This is a genomic window from Curtobacterium sp. 9128, assembly GCF_007673775.1.
Classification (GTDB): Bacteria; Actinomycetota; Actinomycetes; order Actinomycetales; family Microbacteriaceae; genus Curtobacterium.
On sequence record NZ_VEAF01000004.1, the window covers coordinates 33,623 to 53,522 of the forward strand.

The 19,900-nt window shown below is 72.5% G+C and carries 14 protein-coding genes and 1 tRNA gene; 7 read left to right on the forward strand and 8 right to left on the reverse strand.

Translation table 11 applies throughout. The features are described from left to right. Window positions 1–11 precede the first annotated feature (11 nt). Genes efeU through FS641_RS09005 form a run of 3 tightly spaced genes read left to right on the forward strand, consistent with a single transcriptional unit; the run spans window position 12 to window position 4,112 of the window. Entirely contained in the window at window positions 12–1,601 is a 1,590-nt protein-coding gene (gene efeU / locus FS641_RS08995; RefSeq protein WP_144762983.1) for an iron uptake transporter permease EfeU, read from the forward strand. Next, entirely contained in the window at window positions 1,588–2,814 is a 1,227-nt protein-coding gene (gene efeO / locus FS641_RS09000; RefSeq protein ID WP_144762985.1) for an iron uptake system protein EfeO, read from the forward strand. Before efeU ends, efeO begins: the two co-directional genes overlap by 14 nt. Further along, complete coding sequence (locus FS641_RS09005) at window positions 2,811–4,112, forward strand: Dyp-type peroxidase (RefSeq protein WP_144762987.1); 1,302 nt, start codon at window positions 2,811–2,813, stop codon at window positions 4,110–4,112. The genes efeO and FS641_RS09005 overlap by 4 nt, the downstream gene beginning before the upstream one ends. Window positions 4,113–4,365: 253 nt before the next feature. Here FS641_RS09005 and FS641_RS09010 read toward each other — a convergent pair whose 3' ends face one another. The 4 genes from FS641_RS09010 to FS641_RS09025 all read right to left on the reverse strand — a co-directional run bounded on the left by FS641_RS09010 (window position 4,366) and on the right by FS641_RS09025 (window position 10,675). After that, window positions 4,366–6,657, reverse strand: coding sequence for a bifunctional UDP-sugar hydrolase/5'-nucleotidase (locus tag FS641_RS09010; RefSeq protein ID WP_144762989.1), 2,292 nt, complete (start codon window positions 6,655–6,657; stop codon window positions 4,366–4,368). Between the two features lie 91 nt (window positions 6,658–6,748). After that, a complete protein-coding gene (locus FS641_RS09015; RefSeq protein ID WP_144762991.1) occupies window positions 6,749–8,563 on the reverse strand; it encodes a thiamine pyrophosphate-requiring protein in 1,815 nt (604 codons plus the stop codon). A gap of 34 nt (window positions 8,564–8,597) precedes the next feature. After that, window positions 8,598–9,521: a sugar phosphate isomerase/epimerase gene (locus tag FS641_RS09020; protein ID WP_144762993.1), complete on the reverse strand. Its 924-nt coding sequence runs from the start codon at window positions 9,519–9,521 to the stop codon at window positions 8,598–8,600. Continuing rightward, window positions 9,518–10,675, reverse strand: coding sequence for a Gfo/Idh/MocA family protein (locus FS641_RS09025; RefSeq protein WP_144762995.1), 1,158 nt, complete (start codon window positions 10,673–10,675; stop codon window positions 9,518–9,520). Before FS641_RS09025 ends, FS641_RS09020 begins: the two co-directional genes overlap by 4 nt. A gap of 152 nt (window positions 10,676–10,827) precedes the next feature. Between FS641_RS09025 and FS641_RS09030 the strand changes: the two genes are divergently transcribed. From FS641_RS09030 to FS641_RS09045, 4 genes are all read left to right on the forward strand, one after another. Further along, window positions 10,828–12,249, forward strand: a complete 1,422-nt coding sequence (locus FS641_RS09030) for a glucose-6-phosphate dehydrogenase (protein WP_144762997.1) — start codon at window positions 10,828–10,830, stop codon at window positions 12,247–12,249. 11 nt (window positions 12,250–12,260) lie between these two features. Next, window positions 12,261–13,046 carry a dienelactone hydrolase family protein gene (locus FS641_RS09035; RefSeq protein ID WP_144762999.1) on the forward strand — a complete coding sequence of 262 codons (786 nt, stop codon included), beginning with the start codon at window positions 12,261–12,263 and terminating at the stop codon, window positions 13,044–13,046. A gap of 94 nt (window positions 13,047–13,140) precedes the next feature. Further along, a tRNA-Arg gene (locus tag FS641_RS09040) sits at window positions 13,141–13,213 on the forward strand. Window positions 13,214–13,338: 125 nt separating this feature from the next. Continuing rightward, complete coding sequence (locus tag FS641_RS09045; protein WP_144763001.1) at window positions 13,339–13,644, forward strand: hypothetical protein; 306 nt, start codon at window positions 13,339–13,341, stop codon at window positions 13,642–13,644. Window positions 13,645–13,663: 19 nt separating this feature from the next. Here FS641_RS09045 and FS641_RS09050 read toward each other — a convergent pair whose 3' ends face one another. Genes FS641_RS09050 through FS641_RS09065 form a run of 4 tightly spaced genes read right to left on the reverse strand, consistent with a single transcriptional unit; the run spans window position 13,664 to window position 19,693 of the window. Continuing rightward, a complete protein-coding gene (locus FS641_RS09050) occupies window positions 13,664–15,061 on the reverse strand; it encodes an amidohydrolase family protein (protein WP_144763004.1) in 1,398 nt (465 codons plus the stop codon). A 23-nt stretch (window positions 15,062–15,084) separates the two neighbouring features. Then, a complete protein-coding gene (locus FS641_RS09055) occupies window positions 15,085–16,101 on the reverse strand; it encodes an XdhC family protein (protein WP_144763006.1) in 1,017 nt (338 codons plus the stop codon). Further along, complete coding sequence (locus FS641_RS09060) at window positions 16,101–18,887, reverse strand: molybdopterin cofactor-binding domain-containing protein (RefSeq protein ID WP_144763008.1); 2,787 nt, start codon at window positions 18,885–18,887, stop codon at window positions 16,101–16,103. Before FS641_RS09060 ends, FS641_RS09055 begins: the two co-directional genes overlap by 1 nt. Beyond that, window positions 18,884–19,693, reverse strand: coding sequence for a xanthine dehydrogenase family protein subunit M (locus FS641_RS09065; protein WP_144763009.1), 810 nt, complete (start codon window positions 19,691–19,693; stop codon window positions 18,884–18,886). Before FS641_RS09065 ends, FS641_RS09060 begins: the two co-directional genes overlap by 4 nt. Window positions 19,694–19,900: the final 207 nt, after the last annotated feature.

The following is a 19,900-nucleotide window of genomic DNA, read 5'->3' on the forward strand; positions in this document are numbered from 1 at the left end:
TTGCCAACGCCATGCTCGCCACACTCGTCATCGGTCTCCGTGAAGGCCTCGAAGCCACGCTCATCGTCGGCATCATCGCCGCCTTCCTCCGCCGCAACCGTGTCCCGCTCGCGCCCATGTGGCTCGGGGTCGGCGTCGCCGTGCTGCTGAGCGTGGCGGTCGGCCTCGGCCTGCAGGCCGTCGAGCAGGCGCTGCCCCAGGCGCAGCAGGAAGGCATGGAGGCGGTCATCGGCAGCGTCGCCGTCGTCTTCGTCACCGGCATGATCGTCTGGATGCGCACCCACGCGCGCACCCTGACGAAGGAGCTCGAGGCGAGCGCCGAGCAGGCGCTGGGCCGCGGCACGGCGTGGGCACTGGCCGGCATGGCCTTCCTCGCCGTCCTCAAGGAGGGCTTCGAGACCGCGGTGTTCCTGCTGGCCACGTTCCAGGCGTCGAGCGACACCGGGCTCGCCGCGCTCGGTGCGTTCGTCGGTGTCGCGGGGGCCGTGGTGGTCGGCTACGGCATCTACACCGGCGGCGTCCGCCTGAACCTGTCGCGGTTCTTCACCGGCACCGGGGTCTTCCTGGTGTTCGTCGCCGGCGGACTCGTCCTCACCGTGCTCCGCCGTGCGCACGAGGCCGGATGGGTCGTCATCGGCCAGCAGCGCACCGTCGACCTGTCCTGGCTCGCGCCGAACGGCTCGGTGCAGGGCGCGCTCGTCACCGGCGTGCTCGGCATCCCGCCGGACCCCCGCGTGATCGAGGTCCTCGGGTGGCTGGCCTACGTCGTCCCGGTCCTCGCGATCTCGCTCTGGCCGCGCGCATGGCGGCCGTCGACCGCCCGCGTCCCCCGCGTGCGGACCGCCGTGGCCTCCACCCTCGCCGTCGCCGCGGTCGTGCTGGCGGTCGCGGTCCCCTCCGGTGCCGTGCACACGCCGAGCACCGTGCAGGCGACCGGCGACCAGACGTCGGTGACCGCCGAGGTCCACGGCGCCACCGCGGTCCTCCGCACGTCGGGCAACGGGAGCAGCTCGCGCACGGACTTCCCGGCGTCGAGCCACCGCACGGTCACCCGTGAGGGTGTGACCGCGGACCGGTGGCGGTCGCGGACCTCGTCCTCGCGCGACGGCGGCCCCGGCTCGCTGAGCCTCGACGACCTCGTCGGGATCTTCGGCCGGCTGCCCGTCGGCATCTCGCCGTCGACGAACCCCGGACCCTTCCGCGCCCGGTGGGCCGTCGCGCAGACGACCACCCTCTGGAGCGTCGGAGGTGGCGTCCTGGACGCGACCCGCTCGGAACGGTCGGTGATCACGCTGAGCGGAGGGGGCCTCCCGTCCGCACGCACCACGTCGATCGACCGCAGCGTCTTCGCCGTCCCCGACGCCCGCGTCCAGCGGACCGCCGCCGCCGTGGCGGCCGACCGGCAGCGCGCTGCCGAGCTCGCCCTGTGGAAGGTCTGGCTGCCGATCGCCCTCGGCGTCGCAGCCGCCGTCCAGTTCGCCCTCGCCCTGCGCGACCGTCGCCGACAGGCGACGCCCCCGCGCCACGACCCCGTACCCGTCCCCGTCCGCGGACCACCCGCAGGGGACCCGACAAGGAGCACTGCCCATGCCGTTCGTTGAGCGAACCGTCCGACCCGTCACCGTCCTCGGCGCCCTCGGGATCGTGAGCGTCCTGGCCCTCGCCGGGTGCGCCGCGAACTCGTCGTCCGCCTCGGACGACGCCTCCGCCTCCGGCAAGGTCTCGCGTGTCTCGATCACGCTGACGAACGACGGCTCGGACAGGTGCGCCGTCTCGACCACCGAGGTCCCCGCCGGTCCCGTGACCTTCACCGTGGAGAACAAGTCCTCGACCGCCATCACCGAGGTCGAGCTGCTGCAGGACCAGCGCATCTTCGGCGAGAAGGAGAACCTCGCACCCGGCCTCGACGCCGTCCGCTTCACCGCGACGCTCGGCGGCGGGAAGTACCAGGTGTACTGCCCGGGAGCCGAGCACGAACTCACCGACTTCACGGTCACCGGCAAGGTCGCCTCGACGGCGGACAGCAGCGCGGCCAGCCTGCTGAAGTCCGGTGCCACCGGCTACGCGGCGTACGTGGACGGGCAGGTGACCGACATGGTCACCGCGGTCCAGCAGCTGCAGCGTGACGTCGACGCCGGCGACCTCGACGCGGCGAAGCGGGACTACGCCGATGCCCGTCCGTACTACGAGCACGTCGAGAGCGACGTCGACGGCTTCGTCAAGAAGGGGTTCACGGCCACCGACAACGCCGGGAACCTCGACTACCTGATCGACATGCGGGAGTCGAACCTCGACCCGGCGGTCGGGTGGAGCGGGTTCCACGCGGTCGAGCGCGACCTGTTCCAGGCCGGCGCGATCACGGACACGACCAAGAAGACCGCCGCAGACCTGACGGCGAACGTCGAACTCCTCGCGAAGCTCGTCCCGACGCTGCACTACAAGCCCGAGGACCTGGCGAACGGCGCTGCCGGGCTCCTCGAGGAGGTCCAGTCGAACAAGATCACCGGCGAGGAGGAGGCGTACAGCCACATCGACCTCGTCGACCTCGCCGCGAACGTCGAGGGGGCCCGTCAGGCCTTCGCGTACCTCAAGCCGGGCCTGACGAAGCTCGACCCGACGCTCACCGCGCAGATCGCGAAGCAGTTCGACCAGACCAACACGACGATGGACGGCTTCCGGAACGCCGGGGACCTCGGCGGCTTCGACAGCTGGGACGACGCCACGAAGTCCGCGCACGCGAACGAGGTCTCCCAGCGCGTCCAGGCGCTCCAGGACCCGCTGTCGCGGCTGGCCGAGAAGGTCGCCACCGCGTGACGGACGAGCAGACCTCCGACCCGTCCGACGCGCGCCCCGGCGTCTCGCGGCGCGGGTTGTTCGGCGCCGGGCTGGCCGCGGCCGGTGCCGGGGTCGGTGCCGCGGCGGGGATCGCCGGCGCGGCGGCCGCCTCGGGCGTCGACCCGTTCAGGGCGGCGAGCAACGGCGACGAGTCGATCGACCTGTCCGGGAGCGTGCCGTTCTACGCCACGGCGTCCCGACAGCCGCAGGGCGGGATCCGCACCACCCCGCAGCGCCACTGCGTGTTCATGACCTTCGACCTCGACGCCGGCACGGCCACCGACCTGCAGGTGCTCCTCGCCCGGTGGTCCGCCTCGATCGCGCAGCTGCAGGCCGGGAAGACCGTGGGCAGCGTCGAACCCGCGCACGGGAACGGCGTCGGTGCAGACACCGGCGAGGCGCTCGACCTCGGCCCGGCGTCGCTGACGGTCACGGTCGGCCTCGGCCCCGGCGTGTTCGACGACCGCTTCGGGCTCGCCCACAAGCGCCCGGCGGCGCTCCAGCCGATCCCCGCGCTGCCGAGCGACCGGCTGCAGGACGGGCTCACCGGTGGTGACCTGTCGCTGCAGGCGTGCGCGGACGACCCGCAGGTGGCCTACCACGCGGTCCGCGACCTCGCGAGGATCGCCCGCGGGACCGCGACCGTGCGGTGGACCGTCCTCGGCTTCGGTCGTGCCTCCGCCGGACCGGCCCAGACCACGCCCCGGAACCTGATGGGGTTCAAGGACGGCACCAGGAACGTCACGACCGACGAGGAGTACGACCGCTTCGTCTGGGTCGGGGACGACGACGCCGCGTGGATGGCCGGTGGCACCTACCAGGTGGTCCGGAAGATCCAGATGAACATCGAGATCTGGGACGCCGACGTGGTCAGCGACCAGCAGCGGGTGTTCGGGCGGACCAAGATCGACGGGGCGCCCCTGTCCGGCGGGTCGGAGCACACGACGCCGGACTTCCACGCACGCGCGGCGGGCGGGGCGACGGCGATCGACCCGCGGTCGCACGTCGCCCTCGCGGCGCACGAGAACAACGGCGGGGTGAAGATCCTGCGGCGTCCGTACAACTACACGGACGGGTTGAACCAGTACGGCCAGCTCGACGCCGGGCTGCTCTTCGCCGCGTACATGAACGACCCGTCGCACTTCACCCGCATCCAGCGACGCCTCGGCGCGGTGGACCGGCTGAACGAGTACATCGCGCACATCGGCTCCGGAGTGTTCGCGATCCCGCCGGCGCCGCGCAAGGGGTCGTACATCGGCGAGCAGCTCTTCCGGTAGCGCAGGCCCGGGACGGGTGAGGGGGTGTCCTCCGTCGTTTCCCTGGAGACGGAGGACACCCGCGCCGCGGGGTCTCGCCGGGCGGAACCACCGTCCGGCAGGAGGGGTGACCCGGCGCGGCGCGTCGCTGAGCGACAGAGCGAAGGATACCGCGTCCTGCTGCCGAACCGCACCGTCTGTCCGGCGCGGACACGGGGAACGGACCGCCGCACCTCGGTGCGGCGGCCCGTTCATCCGGCCTGGAGGCTCGGTGTCAGTCCGCCTGGACCTCGACCTGGCGCCGTGCGCGCTTCCGGCGAGCGACCACCAGGGCCGTGATGCCGGCCAGGAGGAGCAGCCCGGCGACGGCGGCCGGGGCGGCGATGTCCGCACCCGTGAAGGCCAGCGCGTCGGACCGGTTCCCACCGGCGGCGGACGAGCCGACCGTCCCGGCGGTCCCGGTGCCGTTCGCACCGGCACCGGCGCCGGCTCCGGTCCCGGTGCTCCCGGTCCCGGTGCCGGTGCCGTCACCACCGCCGGGGACCGGCGTGCCGGGGTCGGTCGGGTCGACCACCGCCGCGACCGGGATCGTGACCGGCAGGACGATGCGCGTCGCACCGGCCGTGACCACGAGCGGTTCGTCGGTGGTCGCCGCGGCGCGCGCGGTCGGCTGGGACCCCGTCTCAGCGGGTTCCGGGACCGTGAACTGCAGCGTCGCGGTGCCCTGTTCGTCGGTCGTGTCGACCACGGCGGCGTTGATCGGAGCGCTCGCGAGGACGTCGTCGCCGGCCGACACCTGCACGGTCGTCGGCTGCCCGGGAGCGTTGCTGAAGACCAGCGAAGTCAGCGCGATCGACACTTGGTCGCCGGGCTGGAACCCGCCGGCGGGCGTCGGCGTCGTCCTGACACCGACCGCACGCTGGTCGGCTGCGACCGTGACGGCCCGGTTCGCCTGGAAGTACGCCACCTGCGCCTCGAGGTCGACCTGCCCGCTGTCCTGCTTGGCAGCGGCACCGGCGAAGGCCGTGAAGTCGTCACCGCCGGCGGCGAGGAACGAGTTCACCGTCACCTTGTACGTCGTCGCGGCGTCGATCGGGGTGCCGTCGAGGGTCATCGCGGTGACGTGCGACCCGGTGGCGGCCTGTGGGTCGTAGGTGTAGGCGAAGCCCTCGGACGCACCGAGCTTGAGGAAGGGGCGGTTGGCGCCTGGACGCCACTGCTGCTCCAGTGCCTGCTTGATCTGCGCGCCCGTCAGGTCGAGCACGACGAGCGTGTTGGCGAACGGCTGCACGACGGCGGCCTCCTTGTAGGTCACCGAGCCGGACTCGATGTCGGCGCGGAGGCCACCGGGGTTCATGAAGGCGATCTGCGCGCCCTGCCGGTCCTCGGTCGCGCTCCGCTGCACCTCGGCGACGAAGTTGCCGAGGGTCGACTCCCCACCCCGGTTCTCGCTGCCGTTGCTCTGCACGGCACGACGCAGGTCCGCGTCGACCGTCCCGAGCTCGACCGCACCGAGCACCTCGGCGCGCTGCACTGCGGTGTTCACCGTCGCGGCGACGCCGGCGTCCGGCGCGTACGTCCCGTCGACCAGACGGAGGTTCTCCGCCTTCGTCGCCCTGGTGGTGCCGTCCGCGCCGACCGTGAGCTGGACGTGCCCGAGGTTGAAGCCGTACGACCCCGTCTGGATCACCGGACGGGGGACGGTGCCGCCCTTCGGGACCACGCTGTGGACGTAGGTCTGGTGGGTGTGGCCGGACAGGATCGCGGAGACCTTCGGCGACACCTCGTGCACGGCGCGCGCGAAGGCGCTGTCGCCGTCGAGGTCGGCTGCCGCGGCGGTCTCGGCGCCGTCGTGCACGAGCAGGACGAGGACGTCGGCCTCGCCGTTCGACTCGTCACGGTCCGTCAGCTGCGTGGCGTACCTGTTGACCGAGTCGGTGATGTCGGCCATCGCCAGGCCGGCGATCCCGTCGGGACTCACGAGGCCCTCGAGGTCGACGGTCGCGCCGATGAAGCCCACGCGCTCGCCGCTGATCGTCCTGATCGAGTACGGCTGGAACGCCGGCTGGCCGGTGGCGGTGTCGACGATGTTCGCCGAGACGTAGTCCCACTCCGCGTTCCGGGCGTCCGTCGGCCCGATGACCCGGTCGCGCAGGTCCGCCGCGCCCTTGTCGAGCTCGTGGTTGCCGATCGCACTCACCGACAGGTCCATGGCGTTCAGGACGTCGATCGTCGGCTGGTCCTCCTGGATGAAGGACTCGAACGTCGAGGCGCCGATGTTGTCGCCGGCGCTGACGAACGCGGACGTCGACCGGTCCGCGCCGCGCAGTCGGTCCAGGGCCCCCGCGAGGACGGCGGCGCCGGCGGCGTCCCCGTCACGCGGCGGGGTGTTGAGCGACTGCGCGATGCGACCGTGGAAGTCGTTGACGTCGTAGAGGTCGATCACGGCGTCGCCCTCGGCGGCGACGGCGGTGGACGGGACGGAGAGTGCGAGGAGGACGCCGGCGGTCGCCATTGCGGCGCCGACCAGCGCCCCGCGCCTGCGGGGAGAAGGGTGAGCGTTCATCGCCGAGCAACCTATGAGGACGCACAGCTGACGCGCCAGGGTCCGGGCGGTCTCGTCACGAGAAGTTCACACTCGTACCCCGGTCCGGGGGTCAGTCGCGCCCGAGGACGCCCTTCACACGCTCGACCGCCTCCGCGGCCATGGCCTTCGCGGAGTCCTTCACGACGTCGAGCTCGACCGGGTCGCCCTTGAGCAGGCTCTTCGCCGTGTTGATCGCGTACTCCGCGGTGATGTGCGGCGGCAGCGGCGGCACGTTCCGGCTGACGTAGGCGTCGATGAGCGTCACGCCCTGGTGGGCGAAGGCGCGCTCCACCGCCGCGTCGACCTCGTCGTCGCTGTGCACCGCGATCCCCTGGAACCCGAGCAGGGTCGCGTACCCGGCGTAGTCCATCGACTCGACGTCCTGCGAGCCCCGCCACATCGGGTTGCCGTCCTCGGTGCGCATCTCCCACGAGACCTGGCCCAGGTCGTCGTTGTGCATGACCACGATGACGAGCTGCTTGTCGGGCCACGAGCCCATGTACTTCTTCACGGTGATGAGCTCGTTCATCCCGAGCATCTGGAAGGCACCATCGCCGATCGTGCAGACGGCGGGCTTGTCCGGGAAGGCGAACTTCGCGGTCACGGCGTACGGCATGGCGGCGAGCATCGTCGCGAGCCGGCCGGACATGTCCCCGTGCATGCCGCGCCGCAGCCGGATGTGGTGGCCGTACCAGTCCGCCGTGGTGCCGGCGTCCGCGGTGACGGTGACGCCGTCCGGCAGACGGTCGTTCACGGCCTGGATCACACGGCGCGGGTTCACGCCGTCGTCGTAGGCCACCTCGGCCTGGGCGCGCATCTCCGACTCCCACTCACGCATCTCCGACGCCACGGTCTCCTGGAAGGACCGGTCGTCCTTCTGGGTCAGCAGCGGGAGCACCGCGTCGAGCGTCGCGCCGACGTCGCCCCAGAGGTTCAGCTCCGTCGGGTAGCGCAGTCCGAGCTGCTCGGGCTTGATGTCCACCTGGATGCCACGGGCCTGCCCGGTCTTCGGCATGTACTCGCCGTACGGGTAGTTCGTGCCGAGCAGCACGATGGTGTCGCAGTCGCGGATCTGGTGCAGGGACGGCAGGGAGCCGAGGAGTCCGAGCTGCTGCGAGTGGTACGGCACGTCCGCGGGGACGACGTCCTTCCCGCGGAGCGCCGTGATGATGCCGGCGCCGACCTTCTCGGCCGCGGCCAGCACCTGGTCGGTCGCACCACGGGCACCGGCACCGACCAGGAACGTGACCTTCGAACCGGCGTTGATGATGTCCGCCATCTTCCGGATCTCGTCCATCGGCGGGGTGATCCGCGTCGACGCCGGCACGTCGCTCGACCGGGACACCCAGTGCTCGGCCGACGGCGCTGCGTACGACATCGCCTGGACGTCGTGCGGCAGGACGACCACGGCGGGCTGCTTCCGGAGCGACGCCGTCCGGAACGCGGTGTCGAGGACGACCCCGACGGCGTCCGGCGTGGTCACGGTCTCGACGTAGCAGGCGACGTCGGCGAAGACCCGCTCGAGGTTCGACTCCTGCTGCGTGAACGTGCCGATGGAGGCGAGCCCCTGCTGCCCGACGATCGCGACGACCGGCTGGTTGTCCATCTGTGCGTCGTACAGACCGTTCAGCAGGTGGAACGCGCCGGGGCTCGACGTGGCGACGCAGACACCGACCTCGCCCGTGAACTTGGCGTGCGCCGTCGCCATCAACGCGGCGATCTCCTCGTGCGTCGGACGGACGTACTCGAGCCCCTCGCCGTGGTCGGCGGCCTTGCCGAGCGCCCCGTCGAAGGCGCCGATCCCGTCGCCCGGGTACCCGAACACGCGGGACACGCCCCACGCCTTGATGCGGTCGATGACGAAGTCGCTCACAGTCGTGCTCATCACCCCAGCGTGCTCGCGCTGCCTGGAAGAGCTGTCACTCCACGGCGACGAGCGGGCGGAGCGTGCGGTGCGCGATGCGGAGGCCCTCGAGGACCTTCTCGTCGCTGCCGCCCCACAGCGGGTCCTCGTGTTCGACGCTGAGCGTGCCGTCGAAGCCGGCCTCGTAGAGCCGGTCGACGACGTGCGGCCAGTCGACGACCCCCCGACCGGGCACCCGGAAGCGCCACCAGCCCATGTCCCACGGGTCGTCGCCCTTGTCGACCTTGCCGAAGAAGCCGTAGGCGTTCCGGGCGTCGGGGAAGAGCTCGACGTCCTTCGCCTGCGCGTGCACGATGTGCTCGGCGAACGGCAGGATCGTCGCCACCGGGTCGATGCCGATCCAGGTCAGGTGCGACGGGTCCCAGTTCAACCCGAACCCGAGGCCGGTGACCCAGTCCCAGAGCTCCGGGGAGTACGCGAGGTTGCCGGGGGCGCCGTCCGGGTGCCAGCCCTCCATCACGCAGTTCTCGACGACGAGCCGCACGCCGCGCTCGCCGGCCCGGTCGACGAGCTCGGGCAGCACCCGGTCGCCGAGCGCCATGTTCTCGCGGATCGACAGGGTGGTGTCCCGCCCGACGAATGTGCCGACGTAGGGCACGCCGAGCACTGCGGCGGCGTCGATCGCGTGGAACAGGTGCTCCTTGACGGCGGCCCGGTGGTCGAGGTCGTGGTGCAGGTTGTTCTCGTAGTAAGCCAGGGCGCTGATCTCCAGGCCGGTGCGGTCGAGCAGGTCCCTGGTCGCCTCCGCGTCGGCGTCCGTGAACGTCGCCACCGGCAGGTGCGCCGCCTCGAAGTCCCGCGACCCGGTGTCCGGCCACACCGCGACCTCCAGCCGCTCGTAGCCCTGCTCCGCCGCGAACGCCGCGATCCGGTCGAGCGGCCAGCCCGGCAGGCACGCCGTCAGCATCCCGAGCTTCATGCGATGTCCCGCCACGCGTCGGAGCCGGCGCTGGCGACCACGGCGTCGATCACCCGCGCCGACCGCGCCCCGTCCGCGAACGTCGGCAGACCGTCGGGTGCGACGCCCGTCCGCACCGCCGTGTAGGTGTCGGCGACGAACGCGGCGAACGCGTCGAGGTAGCCCTGCGGGTGTCCGGACGGCACGATCGCCAGGCGCCGCTGGTCCGGCGACCCCTGCGCGGGGTCCCTGACCAGGATCTGCGCCCCGGTCTCGTTGCCGAACCACGCCGACTCGGGCTGTTCCTGGTCGAACGCCGCGCTGCCCCTGGTGCCGTCGACCTCGAACCAGAGCCGGTTCTTCCGCCCGGCGGCGACCTGGGACACCACGACGTTGCCGATGCGCCCGGTGCCGGTGCGGAAGGTCGCGACCGCGGTGTCCTCGGTGGTCACCTCGGCGCGGGTCGACGCGTCGGCGAGGGGGTCGGGATCGGGGGACCCGGAGAACGACGGCCCGGACGCGGCCGGCCGGGTGGGGAAGACGATGTCGGTCACGGCGCTCACCGACGCGAACCGCTCGCCGGTGACGAACTCGACGAGGTCGCACCAGTGCGAGCCGATGTCCGCGAACGCGCGAGACATGCCCCCGGACCCCGCGTCGACGCGCCACGAGGACGCGTCCTCGTCGAGCATCCAGTCCTGCAGGTAGTGCCCGTGCACCGTCAGGACACGACCGAGGTCGCCGGCCTGGATCTTCGCCCGGACCTCGCGCACCATCGGATGGAAGCGGTAGACGAACGGCACCGTGGCCACGACACCCGCCGCGGACGCTGCCCGGTCGAGCTCGGCGGCCTGCTCGCTCGACACCGAGAGCGGCTTCTCGCAGACGACGTTGATGCCGGCCTCGATGACCGCGAGCGCCTGGGGGTGGTGCTGGTCGTTCGGGGTGCACACGTGCACGACGTCCGGTCGGTCCGCGATGACGTCCTCGAGCGAGGCGTAGCCCGTCGGCAGGTCCAGCTGCGCGGCGACCTGCGCGCTCCGCCCGGGGTTCCGGCCCAGGATCCCGAGCACCTCCGCCCCGGCGGCCCGTGCGGCACGGACGTGCACCGCTGCGATCATCCCGGTCCCGACGACGACCACCCGCAGTCGTCGTCCGGTGTCCTCGTTCGTCATGGTGCTCCTTCGCGCCGTTGCCCCCACCGTATGCGACCCGACCGGCGCCACGCCGGAACCGGCACCGCGGCGGAGCCGCGCCGGAACCGGCCACGCACCGGAGCCGCGTCGGAACCGGCCACGCGCCGGAGCCCGTCTGTACGGTCTGAGGCATGTCGAGCCTCCAGACCACCCTGCTCATCCTCGGCGCCAGCGGCGACCTGTCCAAGCGGCTGCTCCTGCCCGGACTCGCGACGCTGCTCGAGGTCAAGGACGACTGGGACGTCCAGCTCATCGGTGCGGGGGTGGAGGACGTCGCCGACGACGACTGGAAGCAGCTCGTGCACGACGCGTTCACGGACGCCCAGGCGTCGAAGAACGAGGAGGACGAGGGTGCCTCCGGTGGTTCCCGGCTCGACGCCCGGCTGCAGGCGGTCGTCGACGCGTCGCGCTACCACCGGGCCGACGTCACCGACGCGGACGACCTGCGGACCCTCCTCGCCGACTGCGACCACGATCCGGCGGTGTACTTCGCGCTGCCGCCGGCCGTCACCGAGCAGAGCTGCGCGGTGCTCAAGGACCTGGACCTGCCTGCCGGCACCCGGCTCGCCCTCGAGAAGCCGTTCGGCACCGACGCCGCGAGCGCCGAGCACCTCAACGACGTGCTGCACTCGTTCCTGCCCGAGGAGCGCATCCACCGGGTCGACCACTTCCTCGGCCGCTCCACCGTGCTCAACCTGCTCGGGCTGCGGTTCGCGAACCGCATCGTCGAGCCGCTGCTCTCGAGCGCGCACGTCGACCGCGTCGACATCGTCTACGACGAGACCCTCGGCCTCGAGGGCCGTGCCCGCTACTACGACAAGGCCGGTGCCCTGGTCGACATGATCCAGAGCCACCTGCTCCAGGTGATGGCCGTCGTCGCGATGGAGGCCCCGGCCTCCATCCACGCCGAGGACCTCCGCACCCAGAAGGAGCTCGTCCTCCGCGCGGTCCGCCCGTGGGGCGGCGACCCGCTCACGGCCGGCAAGCGCGGCCGGTACACGGCGGGCACGGTCGGCGACCGCTCGTTGCCGTCCTACGTCGACGAGGACGGCGTGGACCCGTCGATCGGCACCGAGACCCTCGCCCAGATCACCCTCGAGGTCGCGAACTGGCGCTGGGCCGGCGTCCCCTTCACACTGCGGTCCGGCAAGGCCCTCGGTGCGCAGCGCCGCGAGATCATGATCACGTTCAAGGACTCGCCGCACGTGCCGGACGGCCTGGCCGGGGTGCACCACCCGGACCGGCTGCACATCTGGATCGCCCCCGACCAGATGCAGCTCGAGCTCAACGTCAACGGCCCGGGTGACCCGTACACGATCGACCACACCGCCCTCGAGGTGCAGTTCAACCCCGGACGGCTGAGCGCCTACGGCGAGGTCCTCGCCGGCGTGCTCGAGGGCGACGCCACGCTCTCCGTCCGCGGTGACAGCGCCGTGCAGGGCTGGAAGGTCGTCGAACCGTTCCTCACCGCCTGGGCGGCCGGCAAGGTGCCGCTCGACGACTACGCCGCCGGGTCCCGCGGACCGGAGGGCTGGGACAACATCGAGGCGTAGGGTCCGGAGGCGTGACCACGATCGACGACGTCCTGCAGACCGTTCCCGAACCCGCCGGATCCGACATCTCCGTCGAACCCGTCCACTACGAGCACGAGGGCACGGCGCTCGCCGGGGTCCTGGCGAAGGACACGGCCGTGTCCGGGCCCCGTCCCGCCGTGCTCGTCATCCACGACTGGCACGGGGTGAACGAGCACGTCGAGGCCCGCGTCACGATGCTCGCGCGGCTCGGCTACGTCGCGTTCGGCGCCGACGTCTACGGCGCGGACGTCCGCCCGGGGGACGACACCGCCGGTCAGGTGGCGTCGTCGTTCTACCAGGACCTGCCGCTCATGCGCGCCCGGGTGCAGGCGGGGCTCGACCGCCTCCGCGAGGACCCGGACGTCGACCACTCCCGCGTCGTCGTGATGGGCTACTGCTTCGGCGGCTCCGCAGCGCTCGAGCTCGCCCGGACCGGGGTGGACCTCGCCGGGGCCGTCTCCTTCCACGGCAACCTCGTGACGCACGAGCCCTCGGACGCGGCCGCGATCCGGACGCCGCTGCTCGTGCTGACCGGCGCCGCGGACCCGATCGTCCCCGACGAGAAGGTCGCGGCGTGGCAGGACGAGATGCGCGCGGCGCCGCACGTCGACTGGCAGGTCGTCACCTACGCGGGGGCGATGCACGCCTTCGCCGTGCCCGGCACGGATGCTCCTGACCACGGGGCGCAGTACCAGGAGCGTGCCGACCGACGGTCGTGGCAGGCGCTCCAGGTGTTCCTGGCCGAGGTGTTCGACGAGGAACCCACCGGGCTCTGACCGGCGACACGCCGGACGACGGCCGTGGGCGTGCTCGATTGGCGCTTCGACCTGCACCTGTTGTAGAGTCTTCCACGGCCGCTACGGCAGCCACGCGCTCGTAGCTCAATGGATAGAGCATCTGACTACGGATCAGAAGGTTGGGGGTTCGAGTCCCTTCGAGCGCACAGCAGCACGGACATCCGTGCAGGAACGCCCCGAAGCCCACCGGCTCGGGGCGTTCTGCGTTCCAGGCGTTCGGGTTCCGGGCGTTCGGGTTCCAGGCGTTCTGCATCCGGTCAGGAGGACATCGTTGGCGACGGTACGAGGCACACTCCGCTCCACCGAGACCCGCGAGTCCGAGGGCAGCGGCGACACCATCGGTGACGCCCGCATCGCCGCGACGGCCGCACTCGACCTCGACGGCTTCGAACTGCTGCAGGTCACGACCGTGACGAGCAAGGCGACGGGGGAGTCGACCGTGCGCGCCGTCGCCCGGTCGACGGCCACACGCGAGCACGAGGCGACCGGGCCGACCTACGAAGCGGCGCTCCAGGCGTTCCGCGCGTCGATCCCGGAGGGCTGGCAGGCGCAGTACGCCCACGAGGTCCGGGACTGACCGCACACCGACCCGTCCGTCAGGGGCGCTCGGTGTCGTCGAGCGCGCCGCCGGTGAGCACCGACAACCGCTCCAGTCCGGCGTCCGCGACGAGCTGCCGCGCGAGCGGTCGTGCCCGGGCGACGGCCTCCTGCACGTCGACCCGGGTGACCTCGCCGCCCTCCAGGCTCAGCGTGCCGTCCACCCAGACGTCACGGACCTCGCGGCTGCCCGCGACGAAGACGACGGCCTGGTACGGGTCGTGCACGTTCGCGAGCGTCGGGCTCTCGCCGTCGAAGACGACGACGTCCGCCCGCTTGCCGACCTCGAGCGACCCGATGGTGTCGTCCATCCGGAGTGCGGCGGCGCCGCCGATGGTGCCCATCGTGAACGCCTCCCTGGCGCTCATCGCGGTGGCCTGCAGGTCGCGGATGCGCGCCAGGAGCGCCGCGGTCTTCATCGCCTGCAGGAAGTCCTGCGAGTCGTTCGACGCGGGGCCGTCGACCCCGATGCCGACGGGGATCCCGAGTGCCCGGAGTTCGGCGACCGGGGCGATGCCGCTGGCCAGTATGCCGTTCGCGACCGGGTTGTGGGCGACACCGACGCCGTTCGCGGCGTAGCGCTCACGGTCGTCGCGGTCCATCCAGACGCTGTGCGCGGCGATCACCGGCACCTGGAACATCCCGGTCGCCTCGGCGTGCCCGACGACGGTGCGGCCGGTGCGCTGTCGTGCGGCGGTGACCTCCTCGCGGACCTCGTGCACGTGCACGTGGATGCCGTGCCCGCCGGCGACGGCGTACGCGATGTGGGACTCCCACGCGGCGTCCGTGTACCGCCCGATCGAGGACATGCCGACCCGGAAGGTGCTGTAGCGGCTCGCGTCGGCGGCCTCGCGGAGGGCGTCGAACTCCTCGAGGATCGGGCCGGGACCGAACCCGCGGTCGACGTCGCCGGAGCCGAAGGACACGACACCGCGGAGCCCGAGCTCCTCGAGGGCCTGGACGACACCGAGCGTGGCGGGTTCGCCCGGGATCGGGTCCGAACAGAACATGTCGTTCGCGGTGGTGACACCGCTGCGGAGCATCTGGATGCCCTGCAGCATCGTGCCCGCGTACGCCTTGTCGCGGGTCATCACCGGGTTGACGTGCGAGATGAGCTCCTGCAGCCACTCCCACAGCGTGTACTGCGACCCGATCCCGGTGATGAGCCCCTCGCTGAAGTGCCCGTGGGTGTTCACGAAGCCCGGCGTGACGATGTCGTTCGTCCCGCCGCGGACCGGCACGTCGGGATGCGCCGCGGACAGCGACGCGAAGGTGCCGACGGCGGCGATGCGGTCGCCCTCGAGCAAGACCGCGCCGTCACGGATCGCCGACGGGGTGTCGCTGTGGTCGGGGGCGGCGGTGAGCACCCACCCGCCGCGGATCAGGATCGGGGCCATGTCCCGACCGTATTGAGCGAGTGTCACGGGGATGTTTCGGCAGGGTCACCAGCAGCCACCCCGACGGGCACCGGGAACGCCGTGGCGTGGATCGGTCCCGAGCCCTGGACGAGCGGGCGGCCGGAGGCCCCGGACCGGACGGCGACGACCTCGGCCATGATCGCGATCGCCATCTCGGCCGGTGTCGTCGCGCCGATGTCGAGCCCGATGGGGGAGCGGAGCCGGTCGACGTCCGGCGTGCCGAGGTCGGTCAGGACCGCCAGCCGTCGGTCGTGCGTGGCACGGGAGCCCATCGCGCCGACGTAGCCGGCCCCGCGCCGGAGCGCCAGGTCGATCACGTCCGCGTCGAACCGGTCGTCGTGCGACAGGAGCACGACGGCCGTCCGCGCGTCGATCGGCAGCTCGTCGAGCACCTTCGGCGGCCACCCGACGATGCGCTCCCGGGCGGCCGGGAACCGCTCGTCGGTGAGGAACACCGGCCGCGGGTCGACCACCGTGACGGCGTACCCGAGGACCGCCGCGGCGTTCGTGACGGCGACGGCGAACTCCACGGCCCCGACGACGATGCACCGCGCCCGTCCTGCGGCGTGCTCGGTGAACACGCGCCCGTGGCACGCGTCGTCGACGACGGTGCCGAGCGTCTCGGCGTCGAGCGAGAGCGTCAGCGCGACCGGGTCGCCGGCGGCCGCGGCGCGCAGGGCGGCGACGACCCGGTGGTCCGACGGCGCGATCCGGTGCACGAGCACCTCGACGCGGCCGCCGCACCGGAGCGCGGGAGCCCAGAGGGCGTCCTCTGCCGACTCGGACCCGAAGCGCTCCAGCACGGCGTCGCCGGTCGCGAGCACCTCCTCGGCGGTCAGGAAGAGCGAGCCCTCCACGCAGCCGCCGGAGATCGTGCCGATGACCTGGCCACCCGGCAGCACGGCCATCGACGTGCCGGGACCGCTGGGGGCGCTGCCCTGGACGTCGACGGCGGTCGCCACGACGACCGGGTCACCACCGTCGAGCACGGCCAGGAGGCGCGGTGCGAGTTCCAACATCACGAACCTCCGTCGGTGGGTCGGCCGGCGCCGGTGGCGAGGGCCCAGACCCGGTCGCGGGTCATCGGCAGGCGGTACGGACGGACGCCGAGCGCGTCGCGCACGGCGTTCGCGATCGCCGGCGCCACGGGGTTGTACGGCGCCTCGCTCATCGACTTCGCGCCGAGGGGGCCGAGCGGGTCGTGGGTGTCGGCGAACAGCACCTCGGTCCGGGGCACGTCCGAGAACTTCGGCACGCGGTAGGCGCGGAAGCTGTCGGTCGTCACCCGGCCGGTGTCGTCGAGGACGACCTCCTCGTAGAGCGTCGAGCCGATCGCCTGCGCCGAACCGCCCTCCACCTGGCCGCGGAGCTGCTCCGGGTTGAGGACCGTCCCCGCGTCGACGGCCTGCACGCTCTGCAGCACCCGGACCTCGCCGGTGGGCCGGTGCACCGCGACGCGGGCCCCGTGCACCGTGAACGCCAGGGAACGCGGGGTCCCGTCGTGGGTGCCGTGCGCGACGAGCGGTCCGACGGCGAGGAGTTCGTCGACCCTGACCAGGTCGTCGCCGACCCGGACGCCGTCCGGCTCGACGCGCACGGCCGGACCGAGCACGCCGCTCGCCGTGCGCGGGGTGCGTGCGGCCACGAGTTCGAGCGCCCGCGCGGTCATGTCCTCGCGGAGGGTCTGCGCGGCGGCGTACAGGGCACGCCCGGCCACGACGACGCCGGCAGATCCGAAGGCACCGGTGTCGTAGCGCGCGGCGTCGGTGTCGGACTGGTGGACGTCGACGCGGTCCGGGGTGGTGCCGAGCGCCGTGGCGACGAGCTGCGTGTGCACCGTCGTCGTGCCGTTGCCGAACTCCGCCGTCCCGACGCCGATCCGGTAGCGGCCACCGGCCGTCAGCTCCACCGAGGTGTGTGCGTGGTGGCCTCGCGGCGGCATCGTGGCGATGGCCGCGAGCGCGACCCCGGTGCCCGTCGCCCAGTCCGGGGAGTCGTCGAGCGGCGGACCGTCCATCGCCGGCACCGGCCCGGTCGGCCCGGCGGCGAGGGCGCCCTCGACGAGGTCGAGGCACTGGTCGAGCCCGTAGCTGCCCTCCCAGCGCAGGTCGGTCTCCTCGTGCGGGTCGGTCACGACCAGCGGGTCGCCCGGGACGACGACGTTCCGCCGGCGCAGCTCGATCGGGTCCATGCCGAGCTCGTGCGCGAGCTCGTCCATCGCCGACTCGATCGCGAAGACGACCTGGCCGAGGCCGTAGCCGCGGAACGCTCCGGAGGGCAGGTTGTTCGTGTAGACCGACTCCGCGTCGACGCGCTTCGCCGGGCACCGGTACACCGCGACGGACTCGCTCACCGAGTGGTACATCACGCCGACGCCGTGGTTGCCGTAGGCCCCGGTGTCCATCGTCTGGTCGACGTGCATCGCGGTGAGCGCACCCTCCGCCGTCGCTCCGAGACGGACCCGGACGCGCATCGGGTGCCGGGTCGGGGCGATCGTGAACTCGTCCTGCCGACTGAACTCGTACTGCACCGTGCGACCAGTGCGGAGCACCGCGAGCGCGACGAGGTCCTCGGTGAGCATCTCCTGCTTGCCGCCGAAACCGCCGCCGACGCGTTTCGCGACGACGCGGACGCGCTCCGGGTCGAGACCGAAGACGCGGGCCACCTCGTCCCGGACCAGGAACGGGACCTGCGTGGCGGTCCGCAGCACGAGCCTCCCGTCCTGGTCGAGGGAACCGCGCGTCGCGTGCGTCTCGAGGGCCGCGTGCGAGACGCGACCGGTCGTCCACGTGCCGTCGACGGTCGCCGCCGCCACGGCCAGCGCGCCCTCGACGTCGCCGGTCTCGCCGTGCAGGGCCGCGACCACGTTGCGGCCGGGCTCGGCGATCCGATGTTCGGCCGTCGTCTTGTCGCCGTGCAGCAGCGGTGCCCCCGGGGCGCGCGCGGCGTCGGGGTCGTGCACGCTCGGCAGGACCGCGTAGTCGACCCGGATCAGGGCGCACGCCTGTTCCGCGATGCGGACGCTGTCGGCGACGACGGCGGCGACGCGCTGCCCGCGGAACCGGAGCACCGTGTCGAAGACCAGGGTGTCGTCGGGGTCGTCGAGGCGGGACTCGTGCCGACCGGTGGAGAACAGCACGCCGGGGTCGTCCCGGTGGGTGAGCACGGCGTGGACGCCGGGGAGCGCCGCCGCCGCGGTCGTGTCGATCGCCTCGATTCGGGCGTGCGGGTGCGGGCTGCCGAGGACGGCGATGTGCAGCAGCGCCTCGGTCCTCCGGACGTCGAGCGTGTACTCCTCGCTGCCGGTCACGATGCGCATCGCCGCGGGAGCCCGGACGGACGTCCCGACCGCGGCACCGGCGCTCGCGCAGGTCGTGTTCGCGACGCCGTCCAACGCGTCGTCGATCGCCCGGTACCCGGTGCAGCGGCAGAGGTTGCCCTTGAGCTTCCGGTGACGGTCGGCCAGGTCGTCCGCGTCGAGCGTCGACGCGGTGACGACGTACCCGGCGGTGCAGAACCCGCACTGGAACGCGGCGGCGTCGGCGAACGCCCGCTGCACGGGGTGCGGCTCGTCCGGGGTGCCGAGGCCGGCGGCGGTGGTCACCGAGCGTCCCTCCATGCGGTGCGCCGGGGTGATGCACGAGTGCACCGGGGTGCCGTCGACGAGCACCGAGCAGGCGCCGCAGTCGCCGGAGTCGCAGCCCTTCTTGACACTGGTGACACCGTGCTCGCGGAGCAGTGTGCGGAGGACCTGTCCCGGCGCCGGTGTGACGTCCAGGGGTGTGCCGTCGACGGCGAACCTCATGCCGCACCTCCGGCGGCCTCGGTGCGCAGCTCGTGCGCGAACCGGGTGCTGACGGACCGGCGCCAGGCGGGGGAGCCGTGCGGGTCGTCGTACCAGTCGTCGTGGGCGCCGAGCGCGGCGTCGAGCTCCTCGGCGTCGGGCACGCCGGGGAAGCGCACCACCAGGGGCCGTGGGGTGGCCGCGGTGACGACGAGCACGAACGCGTCCGCGGTCCAGCGTGCGGTGACGAGCGCCCCGGACCGCCCGTGCGGGCTCAGGGACACCCGGCGGTGGCCGGTCGTGGCGCGGAGCGCGGCGACCGGTACCTCGAACGCGCGGATCAGCTCGCCGGGTCCGAGGTCGAGCCGTCGGACCCCGACGACGAGGTCCGACACCGGCACCCGTCGGGTGTCACCGGAGGGCATCCACACCACCGCGGTCGCGTCGAGCGTCGTCAGCAACGCCGTCATCGCCCCCGCCGGCAGCCCGACCGCGACGTTCCCGCCCACGGTCGCCGCGTTCCAGACCTTGAACGAGGCGAGCAGGGCGTTCGCGCACGCGTCGACCAGCGGCCACGCCTGCCAGTCGTCGTCGGGTCGGGCCCGGAGGAGCGTCGCGATCGTGCACGTCGCCGCGATCGTCAGCAGCCCGTCGGAGCGCTCGACGTCGGGCCAGCCGAGCGTGGTGAGGTCGACGAGCCCGGTCAGTCCCGGCTGCTCCTCGGAGAACAGCCAGGTGCCGCCGGCGAGGGGCTGCTCACCGGGTACGAGTGCGAGTTCGTCGCGGTGCGACGGCGTCCGCACGGTGCGGACGGAGACGAGGTCCATGGACGGTCCGATCTGGGCGAGGAGGAACGGGGACGAGTGCGCGGACCGGCCGTCGGCCGTGCGCGATCATCCCGCGGTTCCAGGCCATCGGAGGACCTCCTCGATCGGTGGTGTCGTCGGCGCAACCCTAGGAAACGGGTGTTTCCACGCGGTTTCGGTGCGGGAACGTCCGGTTACGGCTGCTCCGGTCCGGCTGGCATGCTCGGA

Coding starts and splice junctions, on each gene's coding strand:
- efeU (WP_144762983.1), top strand. CDS start 12: ATGCTCGCCACACTCGTCATCGGTCTCCGTGAAGGCCTCGAAGCCACG.
- efeO (WP_144762985.1), top strand. CDS start 1,588: ATGCCGTTCGTTGAGCGAACCGTCCGACCCGTCACCGTCCTCGGCGCC.
- FS641_RS09010 (WP_144762989.1), bottom strand. CDS start 6,657: ATGAACGCTCACCCTTCTCCCCGCAGGCGCGGGGCGCTGGTCGGCGCC.
- FS641_RS09015 (WP_144762991.1), bottom strand. CDS start 8,563: ATGAGCACGACTGTGAGCGACTTCGTCATCGACCGCATCAAGGCGTGG.
- FS641_RS09020 (WP_144762993.1), bottom strand. CDS start 9,521: ATGAAGCTCGGGATGCTGACGGCGTGCCTGCCGGGCTGGCCGCTCGAC.
- FS641_RS09025 (WP_144762995.1), bottom strand. CDS start 10,675: ATGACGAACGAGGACACCGGACGACGACTGCGGGTGGTCGTCGTCGGG.
- FS641_RS09030 (WP_144762997.1), top strand. CDS start 10,828: ATGTCGAGCCTCCAGACCACCCTGCTCATCCTCGGCGCCAGCGGCGAC.
- FS641_RS09050 (WP_144763004.1), bottom strand. CDS start 15,061: ATGGCCCCGATCCTGATCCGCGGCGGGTGGGTGCTCACCGCCGCCCCC.
- FS641_RS09055 (WP_144763006.1), bottom strand. CDS start 16,101: ATGTTGGAACTCGCACCGCGCCTCCTGGCCGTGCTCGACGGTGGTGAC.
- FS641_RS09060 (WP_144763008.1), bottom strand. CDS start 18,887: ATGAGGTTCGCCGTCGACGGCACACCCCTGGACGTCACACCGGCGCCG.
- FS641_RS09065 (WP_144763009.1), bottom strand. CDS start 19,693: ATGGACCTCGTCTCCGTCCGCACCGTGCGGACGCCGTCGCACCGCGAC.